Origin of the sequence: Pseudomonas furukawaii, assembly GCF_002355475.1 — a bacterium.
Taxonomy (GTDB): Bacteria; Pseudomonadota; Gammaproteobacteria; order Pseudomonadales; family Pseudomonadaceae; genus Metapseudomonas; species Metapseudomonas furukawaii.
Genome location: NZ_AP014862.1, coordinates 2,022,915 through 2,038,607, shown reverse-complemented (window position 1 = coordinate 2,038,607; position 15,693 = coordinate 2,022,915). Strand labels below are relative to the sequence as shown.

At 65.3% G+C, this 15,693-nt stretch carries 17 protein-coding genes; 16 read left to right on the top strand and 1 reads right to left on the bottom strand.

What is annotated here, in order from left to right; translation table 11 throughout:
* Positions 1 to 14 precede the first annotated feature (14 nt).
* From ccoN (KF707C_RS09460) to hemN, 14 genes are all read left to right on the top strand, one after another.
* Entirely contained in the window at positions 15 to 1,451 is a 1,437-nt protein-coding gene (ccoN, locus tag KF707C_RS09460) for a cytochrome-c oxidase, cbb3-type subunit I (protein ID WP_004422270.1), read from the top strand.
* Positions 1,451 to 2,062 carry a cytochrome-c oxidase, cbb3-type subunit II gene (gene ccoO / locus KF707C_RS09455; protein ID WP_004422268.1) on the top strand — a complete coding sequence of 204 codons (612 nt, stop codon included), beginning with the start codon at positions 1,451 to 1,453 and terminating at the stop codon, positions 2,060 to 2,062. The genes ccoN (KF707C_RS09460) and ccoO (KF707C_RS09455) overlap by 1 nt, the downstream gene beginning before the upstream one ends.
* Before the next feature lie 4 nt (positions 2,063 to 2,066).
* On the top strand, positions 2,067 to 2,234 hold the full coding sequence (locus KF707C_RS09450; protein ID WP_004422267.1) for a CcoQ/FixQ family Cbb3-type cytochrome c oxidase assembly chaperone: 168 nt from the start codon (positions 2,067 to 2,069) through the stop codon (positions 2,232 to 2,234).
* On the top strand, positions 2,231 to 3,166 hold the full coding sequence (gene ccoP, locus KF707C_RS09445) for a cytochrome-c oxidase, cbb3-type subunit III (RefSeq protein ID WP_004422264.1): 936 nt from the start codon (positions 2,231 to 2,233) through the stop codon (positions 3,164 to 3,166). The genes KF707C_RS09450 and ccoP (KF707C_RS09445) overlap by 4 nt, the downstream gene beginning before the upstream one ends.
* Before the next feature lie 438 nt (positions 3,167 to 3,604).
* Positions 3,605 to 5,044 (top strand): cytochrome-c oxidase, cbb3-type subunit I, encoded by a 1,440-nt coding sequence (gene ccoN, locus KF707C_RS09440; RefSeq protein WP_036994110.1) that lies wholly within the window; start codon positions 3,605 to 3,607, stop codon positions 5,042 to 5,044.
* Positions 5,044 to 5,655 (top strand): cytochrome-c oxidase, cbb3-type subunit II, encoded by a 612-nt coding sequence (gene ccoO / locus KF707C_RS09435; protein WP_004422259.1) that lies wholly within the window; start codon positions 5,044 to 5,046, stop codon positions 5,653 to 5,655. The genes ccoN (KF707C_RS09440) and ccoO (KF707C_RS09435) overlap by 1 nt, the downstream gene beginning before the upstream one ends.
* 6 nt (positions 5,656 to 5,661) lie before the next feature.
* Positions 5,662 to 5,847, top strand: coding sequence for a CcoQ/FixQ family Cbb3-type cytochrome c oxidase assembly chaperone (locus KF707C_RS09430; protein ID WP_004422256.1), 186 nt, complete (start codon positions 5,662 to 5,664; stop codon positions 5,845 to 5,847).
* Complete coding sequence (ccoP, locus tag KF707C_RS09425; protein ID WP_004422254.1) at positions 5,844 to 6,818, top strand: cytochrome-c oxidase, cbb3-type subunit III; 975 nt, start codon at positions 5,844 to 5,846, stop codon at positions 6,816 to 6,818. The genes KF707C_RS09430 and ccoP (KF707C_RS09425) overlap by 4 nt, the downstream gene beginning before the upstream one ends.
* Before the next feature lie 135 nt (positions 6,819 to 6,953).
* Positions 6,954 to 8,369, top strand: a complete 1,416-nt coding sequence (ccoG, locus tag KF707C_RS09420) for a cytochrome c oxidase accessory protein CcoG (RefSeq protein ID WP_004422253.1) — start codon at positions 6,954 to 6,956, stop codon at positions 8,367 to 8,369.
* 15 nt (positions 8,370 to 8,384) lie between these two features.
* A complete protein-coding gene (locus KF707C_RS09415; protein ID WP_004422251.1) occupies positions 8,385 to 8,882 on the top strand; it encodes a FixH family protein in 498 nt (165 codons plus the stop codon).
* A gap of 6 nt (positions 8,883 to 8,888) precedes the next feature.
* Positions 8,889 to 11,288 carry a heavy metal translocating P-type ATPase gene (locus KF707C_RS09410; RefSeq protein ID WP_004422249.1) on the top strand — a complete coding sequence of 800 codons (2,400 nt, stop codon included), beginning with the start codon at positions 8,889 to 8,891 and terminating at the stop codon, positions 11,286 to 11,288.
* Between the two features lie 24 nt (positions 11,289 to 11,312).
* On the top strand, positions 11,313 to 11,534 hold the full coding sequence (gene ccoS / locus KF707C_RS09405) for a cbb3-type cytochrome oxidase assembly protein CcoS (RefSeq protein ID WP_004422247.1): 222 nt from the start codon (positions 11,313 to 11,315) through the stop codon (positions 11,532 to 11,534).
* Positions 11,527 to 12,255 (top strand): sulfite exporter TauE/SafE family protein, encoded by a 729-nt coding sequence (locus KF707C_RS09400; RefSeq protein WP_004422246.1) that lies wholly within the window; start codon positions 11,527 to 11,529, stop codon positions 12,253 to 12,255. Before ccoS ends, KF707C_RS09400 begins: the two co-directional genes overlap by 8 nt.
* Before the next feature lie 80 nt (positions 12,256 to 12,335).
* Positions 12,336 to 13,718, top strand: coding sequence for an oxygen-independent coproporphyrinogen III oxidase (gene hemN, locus KF707C_RS09395; protein WP_004422243.1), 1,383 nt, complete (start codon positions 12,336 to 12,338; stop codon positions 13,716 to 13,718).
* A gap of 7 nt (positions 13,719 to 13,725) precedes the next feature.
* Here hemN and KF707C_RS09390 read toward each other — a convergent pair whose 3' ends face one another.
* On the bottom strand, positions 13,726 to 14,175 hold the full coding sequence (locus KF707C_RS09390; protein WP_036994108.1) for a hypothetical protein: 450 nt from the start codon (positions 14,173 to 14,175) through the stop codon (positions 13,726 to 13,728).
* Between the two features lie 146 nt (positions 14,176 to 14,321).
* Here KF707C_RS09390 and fnr point away from each other — a divergent pair, with 146 nt between their 5' ends.
* Together fnr and KF707C_RS09380 are read left to right on the top strand one after the other, a co-directional pair.
* The gene (fnr, locus tag KF707C_RS09385; RefSeq protein ID WP_004422238.1) at positions 14,322 to 15,056 is read left to right on the top strand and encodes a fumarate/nitrate reduction transcriptional regulator Fnr; all 735 of its coding nucleotides are present in this window, start codon (positions 14,322 to 14,324) and stop codon (positions 15,054 to 15,056) included.
* Positions 15,057 to 15,110: 54 nt separating this feature from the next.
* Positions 15,111 to 15,659 (top strand): adenine phosphoribosyltransferase, encoded by a 549-nt coding sequence (locus KF707C_RS09380; RefSeq protein ID WP_004422236.1) that lies wholly within the window; start codon positions 15,111 to 15,113, stop codon positions 15,657 to 15,659.
* The last annotated feature ends 34 nt before the right edge of the window (positions 15,660 to 15,693 follow it).

Sequence of the window (15,693 nt, the reverse complement as noted above, 5' to 3'; positions counted from 1 at the left end):
CGGAAGCCCATAACATGAGCACAGCAAGCAGCACCGCCTATAACTACAAGGTGGTCCGCCAGTTCGCCATCATGACGGTGGTCTGGGGAATCGTCGGGATGGGGCTCGGCGTATTCATCGCAGCCCAGCTGGCGTGGCCGGAACTCAACTTCAACCTTCCCTGGACCTCGTTCGGTCGCCTGCGACCACTGCATACCAATGCGGTGATCTTCGCCTTCGGCGGCTGCGCACTGTTCGCCACCTCCTATTACGCCGTGCAGCGTACCTGCCAGACGCGGCTGATCTCGGACAGGCTCGCCGCCTTCACCTTCTGGGGCTGGCAGTTGGTGATCGTGCTGGCGGCCGTCAGCCTGCCACTGGGCTGGACCAGTTCCAAGGAGTACGCCGAGCTGGAATGGCCGATCGACATCCTGATCACCATCGTCTGGGTCAGCTACGCCATCGTCTTCTTCGGCACCCTGATGAAGCGCAAGACCAAGCACATCTACGTGGGCAACTGGTTCTTCGGCGGCTTCATCCTGACCGTGGCGATCCTGCACCTGGTGAACAACCTGGAGATCCCGGTCACCCTGACCAAGTCCTACTCCCTGTACGCCGGTGCCACCGATGCCATGATCCAGTGGTGGTACGGCCACAACGCGGTGGGCTTCTTCCTGACCGCCGGTTTCCTCGGGATGATGTACTACTTCGTGCCCAAGCAGGCCGAGCGCCCTGTCTACTCCTACCGCCTGTCCATCGTCCACTTCTGGGCGCTGATCGCGGTGTACATCTGGGCCGGTCCGCACCACCTGCACTACACCGCCCTCCCGGACTGGGCCCAGTCCCTCGGCATGGTGATGTCCCTGGTGCTGCTGGCGCCGTCCTGGGGCGGCATGATCAACGGCATGATGACCCTCTCCGGCGCCTGGCATAAGTTGCGCTCCGACCCCATCCTGCGCTTCCTGGTGGTGTCCCTGGCCTTCTACGGCATGAGCACCTTCGAAGGCCCGATGATGGCCATCAAGACCGTGAACGCCCTGTCCCACTACACCGACTGGACCATCGGCCACGTGCACGCCGGCGCCCTCGGCTGGGTCGCCATGGTGTCCATCGGTTCCCTGTACCACCTGATCCCGAAAGTGTTCGGCCGCGAGCAGATGCACAGCGTCGGGCTGATCAACGCCCACTTCTGGCTGGCCACCATCGGCACCGTGCTCTACATCGCCTCCATGTGGGTCAATGGCATCACCCAGGGCCTGATGTGGCGGGCGGTCAACGAGGACGGCACCCTCACCTACTCCTTCGTCGAGGCCCTGGAAGCCAGCCACCCCGGCTTCGTGGTCCGGGTGATCGGCGGTGCCATCTTCTTCAGCGGCATGCTGCTGATGGCCTGGAACACCTGGCGTACCGCCCGCTCCGTGGCCTCGTCCGCCTACGACGCCGAAGCCGCCATCCCGCAAGGAGCCCACTGATGAAGCAGCACGAGAAACTCGAGAAGAACGTCGGCCTGCTGGCGCTGTTCATGATCCTGGCGGTCAGTGTCGGTGGCCTGGTACAGATCGTGCCGCTGTTCTTCCAGGACGTGACCAACACCCCGGTGGAGGGCATGAAGCCCTATAGCGCCCTGCAACTGGAAGGCCGCGACATCTACATCCGCGAGGGCTGCGTCGGTTGCCACTCGCAGATGATCCGTCCGTTCCGTGCCGAGACCGAGCGCTACGGCCACTATTCGGTCGCCGGCGAGAGCGTCTGGGACCACCCCTTCCTGTGGGGCTCCAAGCGTACCGGTCCGGACCTGGCCCGCGTGGGCGGCCGTTACTCCGACGACTGGCACCGCGCGCACCTGTACAACCCGCGCAACGTTGTCCCCGAGTCGAAGATGCCCGCCTACCCCTGGCTGGTGGAGAACACCCTGGATGGCAAGGACACCGCGGCCAAGCTCCGTGCCCTGCAGACCCTCGGCGTGCCCTACAGCGAGGACGACGTAGCCGGCGCCCAGGCGGCGGTCAAGGGCAAGACCGAGATGGACGCGCTGGTTGCCTACCTCCAGGTGCTGGGCACCGCCGTGAAGAACAAGAGGTAGCCCCATGGATATCGGAACCCTGCGTGGCCTCGGCACCCTGCTGGTGCTGGTCGCCACCCTCGGCGTGATCTGCTGGGCCTACAGCGGCAAGCGCAAGGCCGCCTTCGACGAAGCCGCGAACCTGCCCTTCGCCGACGATGACCGGAATGATTCTAGGAGCAACCGCGCATGACCACTTTCTGGAGCTGGTACATATCCCTGCTCACTCTCTTCACCCTGCTGGCACTGCTGTGGCTGATCTTCGCCACCCGCAAGGGCGAATCGAAAGGCCCCACGGACCAGACCATGGGCCATGCCTTCGACGGCATCGAGGAGTACGACAACCCCCTGCCCAAATGGTGGTTCCTGCTTTTCATCGGCACCCTGGTGTTCGCGGCCGGCTACCTGGTGCTCTACCCGGGCCTGGGCAACTGGAAAGGCCTGTTCCCGGGCTACGCCGACGGCTGGACCCAGGTCGCCCAATGGCAGCGTGAAGTGGACAAGGCCGAGCAGCAGTACGGCCCGATCTTCGCCCGCTACTCCGCCATGTCCGTCGAAGAGGTGGCCAAGGACCCGAGCGCCATGAAAATGGGCGGTCGCCTGTTCTCGACCTACTGCTCCATCTGCCACGGCTCCGACGCCAAGGGCGCCATGGGCTTCCCCAACCTTACCGACGGCGACTGGCGCTGGGGCGGCGCACCGGATGCTATCCGCACCACCATCCTGCACGGCCGCATGGCCGCGATGCCGGCCTGGGGCGAGATCCTGGGTGACAGCGGTGTCAGGGACGTGGCCGCCTACGTGCGCCAGGACCTGGCCGGGCTGAAGCTGCCGGAAGGCGCCCAGGCCGACCTGGAGGCCGGCAAGAAGCTCTTCGCCGTCAATTGCACCGCTTGCCACGGCGCCGAGGGCAAGGGAACCCCGGCCATGGGCGCGCCGGACCTGACCCACCCGGCTGGCTGGATCTACGGCTCCGGCCTCGCCCAGCTGCAACAGACCATTCGCTATGGCCGCAACGGCCAGATGCCCGCCCAGCTTGAATACCTGGGTGAAGACAAGGTCCACATCCTGGCGGCGTACGTCTACAGCCTGTCCCACAAGGCAGAAGCAGTCGCCGCCCAGTAGCAGTGAAGAGGACGGGGCGACGCAGGGATGCGGCGCCCCACCCGACAGCGACGCCCACCGGGCCGAACTGCTCGCCGCGCAAAAGGCATCCTTGAGCCGGATGCCAGGGACACAGGGATGTGTCCACCCCTTCCTTTATATAGTGCGACCCAGTGTCGCACCTCCCCGACCAGTTGCACCCTCCCCCCGTTGACTTCGGCTAAGCTCTCTCGCAGTCGCCACTTTGCACAACTCCAAGGCGATTCCCTTCTTCGCGCAACTCGATCGGCCTCGACAACCTGCCGGGAAAGCGGGTCGGCATAGCCGCAAATCCTTGTCCAATGGGCTTCCCAGCCCGGATTGTATCGGCATGTGTCGTTGCATTGCCTACCCGCTTTCTCCATACTTGCCGCCGATTTTTTGTCCCCAAAAAACTCCATTAACCGTGGAACCCCTAGCATGAGCACAGCAATCAGTCAGACTGCTTATAACTATAAGGTGGTCCGCCAGTTCGCCATTATGACGGTGATCTGGGGGGTCATAGGGATGGGTCTAGGCGTGTTCATCGCCGCACAACTCGTGTGGCCGGAACTCAACCTGAACCTGCCCTGGACTTCGTTCGGCCGCCTGCGTCCCCTGCATACCAACGCGGTGATCTTCGCCTTCGGCGGATGCGCCCTGTTCGCCACTTCCTACTATGTGGTGCAGCGCACCTGCCAGACCCGCCTGGTATCCGACAGTCTGGCCGCCTTCACCTTCTGGGGTTGGCAAGCCGTGATCGTGCTGGCCGTGATCACCCTGCCGCTGGGTTTCACCTCCTCCAAGGAGTACGCCGAGCTGGAGTGGCCGATCGACATCCTCCTGGGTCTCGTCTGGATCACCTACTGCGTGGTGTTCTTCGGCACCATCCTCAAGCGCAAGACCAAGCACATCTACGTGGGTAACTGGTTTTTCGGCGCCTTCATCCTGGTAACCGCCATGCTGCACATCGTGAACAGCATGGAAATGCCGGTGACCCTGTTCAAGTCGTACTCCATGTACGCCGGGGCAACCGACGCCATGATCCAGTGGTGGTACGGCCACAACGCGGTGGGTTTCTTCCTGACCACCGGCTTCCTGGGGATGATGTATTACTTCGTGCCCAAGCAGGCCGAGCGCCCGATCTACTCCTACCGCCTGTCCATCGTGCACTTCTGGGCGCTGATCACCCTGTACATCTGGGCCGGTCCGCACCACCTGCACTACACCGCCCTGCCGGACTGGGCCCAGTCCCTCGGCATGGCCATGTCCCTGATCCTGCTGGCTCCGAGCTGGGGCGGCATGATCAACGGCATGATGAGCCTCTCCGGCGCCTGGCATAAGCTGCGCTCCGACCCCATCCTGCGCTTCCTGGTGGTGTCCCTGGCCTTCTACGGCATGTCCACCTTCGAAGGCCCGATGATGGCCATCAAGACCGTGAACGCCCTGTCCCACTACACCGACTGGACCATCGGCCACGTACACGCCGGCGCCCTCGGCTGGGTGGCGATGATCTCCATCGGCTCCCTGTACCACCTGATCCCGAAAGTGTTCGGCCGTGAGCAGATGCACAGCGTTGGCCTGATCAACGCCCACTTCTGGCTGGCCACCATCGGCACCGTGCTCTACATCGCCTCCATGTGGGTCAACGGCATCACCCAGGGCCTGATGTGGCGCGCAGTCAACGAAGACGGCACCCTCACCTACTCCTTCGTCGAAGCCCTGGAAGCCAGCCATGCGGGCTACCTGGTGCGCATGATCGGCGGCGCCTTCTTCGTGACCGGCATGCTGCTGATGGCCTACAACACCTACCGCACCGTACGCGCCGCCAAGCCGGCCGAGTACGACGCGGGCGCCCAGATTCCGCAAGGAGCTCACTAATGAAGCAACACGAATTAGTCGAGAAGAACATCGGCCTGCTGGCGCTGTTCATGGTGATCGCCGTGAGCATCGGTGGCCTGGTGCAGATCGTCCCGCTGTTCTTCCAGGACGTGACCAACACCCCGGTGGAAGGCATGAAGCCGCGCACCGCCCTGGAACTGGAAGGCCGTGACATCTACATCCGCGAGGGCTGCGTTGGCTGCCACTCGCAGATGGTTCGTCCGTTCCGTGCCGAGACCGAGCGCTACGGCCACTACTCCGTCGCCGGCGAAAGCGTCTGGGACCACCCCTTCCTGTGGGGCTCCAAGCGTACCGGTCCGGACCTGGCCCGCGTGGGCGGCCGTTACTCCGACGACTGGCACCGCGCGCACCTGTACAACCCGCGCAACGTAGTCCCCGAGTCGAAGATGCCCTCCTACCCCTGGCTGGTCGAGAACAAGCTGGATGGCAAGGACACCGCCGCCAAGATGGAAGCGCTGCGCAAGCTGGGCGTGCCCTACACCGACGACGACATCGCCGGTGCTCGCGAAGCGGTCAAGGGCAAGACCGAAATGGACGCGCTGGTCGCGTACCTGCAAGGTCTGGGCACTGCAATCAAGAACAAACGGTAACGCACGATGGATATCGGGACTCTCCGCGGCATAGGCACCTTCGTGGTCTTCGTCGCCTTTATCGGCGTCGTGCTCTGGGCCTACAGCAGCAAGCGCAAGAGCAGCTTCGACGAAGCCGCCAACCTGCCCTTCGCGGATGAGCCCAAGTCCTCCGAGCGCGACGAGCACGCCTCTAGGAGTAACAAAGAATGACTTCGTTCTGGAGTTGGTACGTCACCCTGCTGACCAGCGCCACGCTGGTAGCACTGACCTGGCTGATCTTCGCCACCCGTCGTGGCCAGCGTCAGGAAAGCACCGAAGAAACCGTTGGCCATTCCTTCGACGGCATCGAGGAATACGACAACCCGCTGCCCAAGTGGTGGTTCATGCTGTTCGTCGGCACCCTGATCTTCGCCGTCGGCTACCTGGTCATGTACCCGGGCATGGGCAACTGGAAAGGCATCTTCCCCGGCTACAACGAAGTGGCCGAAGGCAAGCCGTTCGCCACGGGCACCACTGGCTGGACTGGCGTTCACCAGTGGGAAAAGGAGATGGACAAGGCTGACAAGCAGTACGGCCCGATCTTCGCCAAGTACGCCGCCATGCCCATCGAGGAAGTGGCCAAGGATCCGCAGGCACTGAAGATGGGCGGCCGCATGTTCGCCTCCTACTGCTCCGTGTGCCACGGCTCCGACGCCAAGGGCGCCTACGGCTTCCCCAACCTGACCGACAACGACTGGCGCTGGGGCGGCGAAGCCGCGACCATCAAGACCACCATCATGGGCGGTCGCCATGGCGTGATGCCGGCCTGGGGCGAAGTGCTGGGCGAGCAGGGTGTTCGCGACGTCGCCGCCTTCGTTCGCGTAGGCCTCGATGGCCGCGACCTGCCGAAGGACGCCAAGGCCGATCCGGAAGCGGGCAAGGCGATCTTCGCCGCCAACTGCGTGGCCTGCCACGGTCCGGAAGGCAAAGGCACCCCGGCCATGGGCGCCCCGAACCTGACCCATCCGAGCGCGTTCATCTACGGCAGCAGCTTCGCGCAGCTGCAGCAGACCATCCGCTACGGCCGCCAGGGCGTCATGCCCGCCCAGGAGAACATCCTCGGCAACGACAAGGTGCACCTGCTGGCTGCCTACGTGTACAGCCTGTCGCAGAAACCCGCTGCGGAAGGCGAAGCCAAGTAACACCCCTGCCTGCCATGCGCGACCTACTGTCGCACATGGCAGGCCGCTATCAGGCGTACCATATGAAGCGGACAGCTAGACTCAGACCGGCAAAGCACTGGTCAGAGCGCCGACAACCGCCGTGGTACGAGAACGATGAGCGAACAGATTCCCGTCAAGAACATTACCCCTCCCCCGGCAAAGGGCGGTGAAAGCACCGACCTCTACGCCAGTCGCGAAAAGATCTACACACGCGCCTTCACCGGCATCTTCCGCAACCTGCGCATGGCAGGCGGCACCTTTCTCTTCCTGCTCTACTTCGGCACGGTCTGGCTCAGCTGGAACGACCGCCAGGCCGTCTGGTGGAACCTGCCCGAGCGCAAGTTCTACATCTTCGGCGCCACCTTCTGGCCCCAGGACTTCGTACTCCTCTCCTGGCTACTGATCATCTGCGCCTTCGGACTCTTCTTCATCACCGTCTTCGCCGGACGCGTCTGGTGTGGCTACACCTGCCCCCAGAGTGTCTGGACCTGGATCTTCATGTGGTGCGAGAAGGTCACCGAAGGCGATCGCAACCAGCGCATGAAGCTGGACAAGGCCCCCATGAGCGGCCAGAAGCTCGCGCGCAAGTCCGCCAAGCATGGCCTGTGGCTGCTGATCGGTTTCGCCACCGGCATGACCTTCGTCGGCTACTTCACGCCGATCCGTGACCTGGTCATCGAGTTCTTCACGGGCGAGGCCAGCGGCTGGGCCTACTTCTGGGTCGGCTTCTTCACCCTCGCCACCTACGGCAACGCCGGCTGGCTGCGCGAGCAGGTGTGCATCTACATGTGCCCCTACGCCCGCTTCCAGAGCGTGATGTTCGACAAGGACACCCTGATCGTGTCCTACGATCCCCGCCGTGGCGAAACCCGCGGTCCGCGCAAGAAAGGCATCGACTACAAGGCCCAGGGCCTGGGCGACTGCATCGACTGCACCATGTGCGTCCAGGTCTGCCCCACCGGCATCGACATCCGCGACGGCCTGCAGATCGAGTGCATCGGCTGCGCCGCCTGCATCGACGCCTGCGACGGGATCATGGAGAAGATGAACTACCCGAAAGGGCTCATCAGCTACACCACCGAACACAACCTCAACGGCCAGACGACTCACCTGCTACGTCCGCGCCTGATCGGTTACGCTATCGCCCTCGTCGCGATGATCGGCCTCTTCGCCTACGCCGTGGCCATCCGTTCCCTGGTGGAGCTGGACGTCATCAAGGACCGTGTCCTGTACCGCGAGAACGAGCAGGGTCGGATCGAGAACGTCTACACCCTGAAGATCATGAACAAGTCCCAGGCAGACCAGACCTTCGTCATCGAAGCGGAAGGCCTCGACGGGCTGGTGTACGAAGGCAAGCGGGAAGTCCGTGCCGACGCGGGCGAAGTGCTCTCGGTACCGGTGGAATTGTCCATCGAACCCGACGGGTTGCCGTCCAGCACCAACAAGATCCTCTTCCGCGTCCACAGCGCGGATGACCCCAGCATCAAGACCGACGCCGACAGCCGCTTCATCGGCCCCAGCGTCCGCTAAGACAACGGAAGAAACATGCAGTCCGAAACGCCCAGCACCTGGTACAAGCAACCCTGGCCCTGGTTCATCCTGGCCATCCTCGGCACCTCGGTGGTGCTCGGCACCACCATGCTGGTGATCGCCACCCGCAACCCGCCGAGCCTGGTGGCCGACAACTACTACGAGGTCGGCAAGGGCATCAACACCTCGCTGGAACGGGAGAACCTGGCCAAGGAACTGGGCATGCGCGCCAGCCTGAGCCTGGACGAGGAGACCGGCAACGTCGACCTGGAGCTGGTGGGCAAGAGCCGTCCGCAGCAGGTGGTGCTGAGCCTGCTCTCCCCCACCCAGCCGGAGAAGGATCGCCGCGTCGTTCTCCAGCCCCAGGCCGACGGTCATTACCGAGGCCACCTGGAGGAGCCGGTCAGCGGCCGTCGCTTCGTCGAGCTGATCGGCCAGGAGCAGGGCCGGGACTGGCGCCTGTTCGAAGAAGAAACCCTGACCCGGGGCAGTGTCGTCCAGCTCGGCGAATGACCGCCGATGAGTGCGCCCCAGCCCTGCTATCACTGCGGCCTGCCGGTTCCCACCGGCAGCCGTTTCCACGCCCGCGTGCTGGGAGAGACGCGGGCCATGTGCTGCCCGGGCTGCCAGGCTGTGGCCGAAGCCATCGTCGCCGGCGGCCTGGAAAACTACTACCGCCACCGCAGCGATACCGCCGCCAACCCCGACGCCCTTCCCCGCGAACTGCCGGACGAACTGGCCCTCTATGACCGCACCGAGGTGCAGCAGCCCTTCGTCGAACATCGGGGCGAGCTCAGCGAGACCTGCCTCCTGATCGAGGGCATCAGTTGCGCCGCCTGCGGCTGGCTGATCGAAAAGCACCTGCGCACCCTGCCCGGCGTCGCCGAGGCCAGCCTCAACCTGTCCAACCATCGCCTCCAGGTGCGCTGGTCCGACAGCCAGCTGCCCCTCAGCCAGTTGCTCAAGGAGCTGCGCAAGATCGGCTACGCCGGCCATCCCTACAAGGCCGACGAGGCCGCCGAGCGCCTGGCCGACGAGAACCGCCGCGCCATGCGCCAGCTGGGCGTGGCGGGCCTGCTGTGGATGCAGGTGATGATGGCGGCCATGGCCACCTGGCCGGAGTTCAACATCGACCTGTCGCCTGAGCTGGATACCATCCTGCGCTGGGTCAGCCTGTTCCTCACCACCCCCATCGTCTTCTACTGTTGCGGCCAGTTCTTCCGCGGCGCCCTGCGGGACCTGCGCACCCGCCACCTGACCATGGACGTCTCGGTCTCCCTCGCCATTGGCGGTGCCTACGTCGCGGGCATCTGGTCCACCATCACCGGCGTCGGCGAACTCTACTTCGACGCGGTGGGCATGTTCGCCCTGTTCCTCCTCGCCGGTCGTTATCTGGAGCGCCGGGCCCGGGAGCGCACAGCGGCCGCCACGGCGCAGCTGGTGAACCTGCTGCCCGCCTCCTGCCTGCGGCTCGGCAGCGATGGCCAGAGCGAACGGATCCTGCTCAGCGAACTGAAGGTCGGTGACCGTGTGCTGGTACCGCCAGGCGCCCTGCTTCCCGCCGACGGTCGCATCCTCTCCGGCCAATCCAGCGTCGATGAGTCGCTGCTCACCGGCGAGTACCTGCCCCATCCGCGCACCGAAGGTGACGCCGTCACCGCCGGCACCCTCAATGTGGAAGGCCCCCTCACCGTCGAGGTCCAGGCGCTGGGCGACGACACCCGCCTTTCCGCCATCGTCCGCCTGCTGGACCGCGCCCAGGCCGACAAGCCTCGCCTGGCGGAAGTGGCCGACCAGGTCGCCCAATGGTTCCTGCTGATCGTCCTCGCCGCCGCCTCCCTCGTCGGCATCCTCTGGTGGCAGATCGATCCCGACCGGGCCTTCTGGGTCGTGCTATCCCTGCTCGTGGCGACCTGCCCTTGCGCCCTGGCCCTCGCCACGCCGACCGCGCTGACCACCGCCACCGGCAGCCTGCACAAGCTGGGCCTGCTGCTCACCCGGGGCCACGTGCTCGAAGGCCTGAACCAGATCGATACGGTGATCTTCGACAAGACCGGCACCCTCACCGAGGGACGCCTGACCCTGAGCGCCATCCACCCCCTGGGCCGCCTCGATCGGGACCGCTGCCTGAGCCTGGCCGCCGCCCTCGAGAACCGCTCCGAGCACCCCATCGCTCGTGCCTTCGGCCGCGCCCCCCAGGCCGCCGAGCAGGTGGACAGCATCCCTGGCCGCGGCCTCGAAGGCCGTGTCGGCGACCAACGCCTGCGTATCGGCCAGCCCGGGTTCGTCGCCGAACTCGCCGGGCAGCCGACTCCCGCGATTCCCGGCGACCAGGGCCAGTGGTTGCTGCTGGGCGACGAGCAGGGCCCCCTGGCCTGGTTCGTTCTCGACGACCGCCTCCGTGAAGACGCCTCCGCCCTGCTCGACGCCTGCCGTGAGCGAGGCTGGAAGACCCTGCTGCTGTCCGGCGACAGTTCCCCCATGGTGACGGGCATCGCGCGGGAGCTCGGCATCGAGGATGCCCGAGGCGGCCTCACGCCTGACGCCAAGCTCGACGTGCTGCGCGACCTGCACCAGCGCGGCCACAAGGTCCTGATGCTGGGGGACGGCGTGAACGACGTGCCGGTGCTGGCCGGCGCCGACATCAGCGTCGCCATGGGCAGCGCCACGGATCTCGCCAAGACCAGCGCCGACGCGGTGCTCCTCTCCAACCGGCTGGGCAGCCTGGTGCAGGCGTTCTCCCTGGCCCGTCGGACCCGTCGGATCATCGTCGAGAACCTGGCCTGGGCGACCCTGTACAATGGCTTGGTTCTGCCCTTCGCCGCCCTCGGCTGGATCACCCCCCTCTGGGCCGCGTTCGGCATGTCGGTCAGCTCGCTGCTGGTGGTGATCAACGCCTTGCGGCTGGCCAGAAGCTAAACGCCCCGGAAACGAGATATCCCGATGCCCGCGCTCTATATCCTGATCCCCGTCGCAATCGGCCTGGTCGGATTCGCCATCTGGCTGTTCTTCTGGGCCGTGGACAGCGGCCAGTACGACGACCTCGATGGGCCCGCCCACAGCATCCTGTTCGACGACGAAGACCCCAAGCACCAGGCCGGCATCGCCGAAGCCGAACGCAACGAGCAGCAGCCGCCGGACGACCAGGACAAGCCCCGTGGCTGAACTCCTTCCACTGCTGCTTTCCGCGCTGATCCTGGGCCTGCTGGGTGGCGGTCATTGCCTGGGCATGTGTGGCGGCCTGATGGGCGCCCTGACCCTCGCGATCCCGAAAGAGCAGCGCGCCCGCCGCCTGCGCCTCCTGCTCGCCTATAACCTGGGCCGCATCCTCAGCTACACCACCGCTGGGCTTCTCATCGGCCTCGCCGGATGGGCCATCGCCAACAGCCCCGCAGCCACCGCGCTGCGCGTCCTGGCGGCGACACTGCTGGTCTGCATGGGGCTTTACCTGGCCGGCTGGTGGAGCGGACTGACGCGGATCGAAGCCCTGGGGCGAGGGCTCTGGCGCCATATCCAGCCGGTCGCCAGCCGCCTGCTGCCCGTCTCCAGCCTGCCTCGCGCCCTGCTCCTGGGCGGTCTCTGGGGCTGGCTGCCCTGCGGCCTGGTCTACAGCACCCTGCTCTGGGCCGCCAGCCAGGGCTCGGCCACCGACAGCGCGCTGCTGATGTTCGCCTTTGGCCTTGGCACCCTGCCGATCCTGGTGGCCACCGGCCTGGCCGCCGAGCGCCTGACCGCCCTGCTGCGGAGACGCGGCGTGCGCATCGCCGGGGGCCTGCTGGTGATCCTGTTCGGCCTCTGGACCCTGCCTGGCCCGCACCAGGCCTGGCTCATGGGACACGGCGGGCATCAGGACGCGAGTGCCAGCGCACCTCGGCATAGCCACTGATCGGCTTGATGCAAGTCAAGACCGCCCCGACGGACGCCCCCTAGACTGCCGCCACAGACAGCCTAACCGGGGATGCCCGCATGCTCGACGATATCCGCTGGGACGCCGGCCTCATCCGCCGCTACGACACCCCAGGCCCGCGCTACACCTCCTATCCCACCGCCGTGCAGTTCAGTCACAAGGTGGGCTCCTTCGACCTGCTCCATGCACTGAGGGACAGCCGCAAGGCACGACGCCCGCTGTCCCTCTACGTGCATGTGCCCTTCTGCGCGAACATTTGCTACTACTGCGCGTGCAACAAGGTCATCACCAAGGACCGGGGGCGCGCCCTGCCCTACCTCGAGCGCCTGGAGCGCGAGATCGAACTGATCGCCTGCCACCTCGACCCGCAACAGCGCGTCGAACAGCTGCATTTCGGGGGCGGCACCCCGACCTTCCTCAGCCACGATGAACTGCGTCGGTTGATGGGCCACCTCCGCAGTCACTTCAGGCTGCTGGACGACGACTCCGGCGACTACGGCATCGAGATCGACCCCCGGGAGGCCGACTGGTCCACCATGGGACTGCTGCGGGAGCTGGGCTTCAACCGCGTCAGCCTGGGCGTGCAGGACCTCGATCCCGCCGTGCAGCGGGCGGTGAACCGCCTGCAGAGCCTGGAAGAGACCCGCGCCATCGTCGAGGCCGCGCGCACCCTGCAATTCCGCTCGCTCAACCTGGACCTGATCTACGGTCTGCCCCGCCAGAATCCGGACGGCTTCGCGCGGACCCTGGACGAAGTGATCGCCCTGCAACCCGACCGGTTGTCCATCTTCAACTACGCCCACCTGCCCGAGCGCTTCATGCCGCAACGGCGCATCCGCAGCGAGGACCTGCCCAGCGCCGCGCAGAAGCTGGAAATGCTCCAGCGCAGCATCGAGCAGTTGCGCGCCGCCGGCTATCGCTACATCGGCATGGACCACTTCGCCCTGCCCGATGACGAACTGGCCATCGCCCAGGAGGACGGCCGCCTGCAGCGCAACTTCCAGGGCTATACCACCCACGGCCACTGCGACCTGATCGGCCTGGGGGTCTCGGCGATCAGCCAGATCGGCGATCTCTACTGCCAGAACAATGCGCAACTGAACGACTACCAGAACGCGCTGGAGAACGGGCTGCTGGCCACCTCCCGTGGCCTGGTCTGTGATGAGGACGATCGCATTCGCCGGGCTGTGATCCAGCAGCTGATCTGCGAATTCGAGCTGGAGTTCGCCACCATCGAACGGCGCTTCAACATTGAATTTCGTGGCTACTTCGGCGAGATCTGGCCGCAACTGGAGCAGATGCACCACGACAGGCTGATCGACCTGCGCGAGAACCGCATCGACGTGCTGCCCGCTGGCCGTCTGCTGGTGCGCTCGCTGTGCATGCTGTTCGACCACTACCTCAATCGCCAGGACCAGCAACGCTTTTCCCGGGTCATCTGACCCGGGATCAGGCCATCAGCAGGCGTCCCACCTCGATGGACTGCTCCTCCGACAGGTTGGACTCACGCATCATCCTGGCCAGGTTGAGGTTGGCACTGGACAGGGCACTGCGCAGCGATTCGAGCTGGGCGCGAACCTCGTCCAGGCGCTGCAGGCGCGCCTCTTCGTCCAGGCCCTGGTCGGCGGCGATAGCCTCCAGCTCGGCCTGGCGCTCGGCGATCTGAGCCTTCAGCTCACGGATCATCTTGAGCAGCTCCTTGATGCCGTCGGGTAGATCGCTTTCGTCGATGTCGTCGTTGCTGCGTGGTTTGGACGCCTTGCCCAGATCGGTGAGACTGACCCGGATATCCTCGCGCAAGGCCTCGGGATCCCGAGGGCCGTTTTCCCTGAATGCGACCTGTCGTCGCACCGACTCGGCCACCCGTGCTGCGGGATTGGAAGTGTCGATGCGTAACATGGGGCTTCTCCTGTCCTTCGACAGTACGGCTATCGGCCACAGCGCCCCGGACTTGAACGAATCCGCGCCAGCCAATCACTGGCTGTCGTTCCCACCCTGCGTTAACCTTACCCGCATTGTGTGATTGCCTCTCAAGGAATGGCCCCATGTCCGAAATCATCAAGGTGCGCAACGTACCCCAGGCCCACTGCAAGGACTGCAGCCTGGCCGCCCTGTGCCTGCCTCTTTCGCTGAACATGGAGGACATGGATGCCCTGGACGAAATCGTCAAGCGCGGACGCCCCCTGAAGAAGGGCGAACTCCTGTTCCGCCAGGGCGACGCCTTCGGCTCGGTGTTCGCGGTGCGCTCCGGCGCCCTGAAGACCTTCACCGTGACCGACACCGGTGAGGAACAGATCACCGGTTTCCACCTGCCCAGCGAACTGGTGGGACTGTCCGGCATGGACACCGAACTCTACCCGGTCTCTGCCCAGGCCCTGGAGACCACCTCCGTCTGCGAGATTCCCTTCGAGCGGCTCGACGAGCTCTCCGTCCAGCTGCCACAGCTGCGCCGCCAGCTGATGAGGGTCATGAGCCGGGAAATCCGTGATGACCAGCAAATGATGCTGCTGCTCTCCAAGAAGACCGCCGACGAACGCATCGCCACCTTCCTGGTCAACCTGTCCGCCCGCTTCCGTGCGCGGGGCTTCTCGGCCAACCAGTTCCGCCTGGCCATGTCCCGCAATGAGATCGGCAACTACCTGGGCCTGGCCGTGGAGACCGTATCCCGCGTTTTCACCCGCTTCCAGCAGTCCGGGCTGATCGCGGCGGAAGGCAAGGAAGTCCACATCCTCGACCCCATCGAACTCTGCGCCATGGCCGGCGGCAGCATCGAAAGCTGATCCGCCAGCGGTGGGCGCAGCCGTTTCAACCCGCCCTCTCCACCAGGCATCGACATGATCTTCGACGACTTCTCCATCAAGACCCTGATCCGCCCGGTACCGGACTTTCCCAAGCCCGGCGTCGTGTTCCGCGACATCACCCCGCTCTTCCAGTCGCCCCGCGCCCTGCGCCTGGTGGCCGACAGCTTCATCCAGCGCTACGTCGAAACGGACTTCAGCCATATCGGCGCCATGGATGCCCGGGGTTTCCTGATCGGCTCCATCATCGCCTATGAGCTGAACAAGCCCCTGGTGCTGTTCCGCAAGCAGGGCAAGCTTCCGGCGGAAGTGCTCTCCGAGCCCTATCAGACCGAGTACGGCGAAGCCTTCCTCGAAGCCCACAGCGACAGCCTCTGCGAAGGCGACAAGGTGCTGATCTTCGATGACCTGATCGCCACCGGCGGCACCCTGCTGGCGGCAGCCCGCCTGGTTCGCCGCATGGGCGCCAGCGTGTTCGAGGCCGCCGCCATCATCGACCTGCCGGAGCTGGGTGGCTCCGAGCGCCTGGCCGATGCCGGCATTCCGACCTTCGCGCTCACGGCCTTCGCCCTCGACGAACGCTGAAAGCCCGGTGGGCCCGCCTCCCGGGCCCGCCCAG

Bases quoted from the DNA above. Each gene is read 5' to 3' on its own strand.
- ccoN (WP_004422270.1), top strand. From the start codon at position 15: ATGAGCACAGCAAGCAGCACCGCCTATAACTACAAGGTGGTCCGCCAG.
- KF707C_RS09415 (WP_004422251.1), top strand. From the start codon at position 8,385: ATGCAGTCCGAAACGCCCAGCACCTGGTACAAGCAACCCTGGCCCTGG.
- hemN (WP_004422243.1), top strand. From the start codon at position 12,336: ATGCTCGACGATATCCGCTGGGACGCCGGCCTCATCCGCCGCTACGAC.
- fnr (WP_004422238.1), top strand. From the start codon at position 14,322: ATGTCCGAAATCATCAAGGTGCGCAACGTACCCCAGGCCCACTGCAAG.
- ccoO (WP_004422259.1), top strand. From the start codon at position 5,044: ATGAAGCAACACGAATTAGTCGAGAAGAACATCGGCCTGCTGGCGCTG.
- KF707C_RS09410 (WP_004422249.1), top strand. From the start codon at position 8,889: ATGAGTGCGCCCCAGCCCTGCTATCACTGCGGCCTGCCGGTTCCCACC.
- KF707C_RS09430 (WP_004422256.1), top strand. From the start codon at position 5,662: ATGGATATCGGGACTCTCCGCGGCATAGGCACCTTCGTGGTCTTCGTC.
- ccoG (WP_004422253.1), top strand. From the start codon at position 6,954: ATGAGCGAACAGATTCCCGTCAAGAACATTACCCCTCCCCCGGCAAAG.
- ccoP (WP_004422264.1), top strand. From the start codon at position 2,231: ATGACCACTTTCTGGAGCTGGTACATATCCCTGCTCACTCTCTTCACC.
- KF707C_RS09390 (WP_036994108.1), bottom strand. From the start codon at position 14,175: ATGTTACGCATCGACACTTCCAATCCCGCAGCACGGGTGGCCGAGTCG.
- ccoN (WP_036994110.1), top strand. From the start codon at position 3,605: ATGAGCACAGCAATCAGTCAGACTGCTTATAACTATAAGGTGGTCCGC.
- KF707C_RS09380 (WP_004422236.1), top strand. From the start codon at position 15,111: ATGATCTTCGACGACTTCTCCATCAAGACCCTGATCCGCCCGGTACCG.
- ccoS (WP_004422247.1), top strand. From the start codon at position 11,313: ATGCCCGCGCTCTATATCCTGATCCCCGTCGCAATCGGCCTGGTCGGA.
- KF707C_RS09450 (WP_004422267.1), top strand. From the start codon at position 2,067: ATGGATATCGGAACCCTGCGTGGCCTCGGCACCCTGCTGGTGCTGGTC.
- ccoP (WP_004422254.1), top strand. From the start codon at position 5,844: ATGACTTCGTTCTGGAGTTGGTACGTCACCCTGCTGACCAGCGCCACG.
- ccoO (WP_004422268.1), top strand. From the start codon at position 1,451: ATGAAGCAGCACGAGAAACTCGAGAAGAACGTCGGCCTGCTGGCGCTG.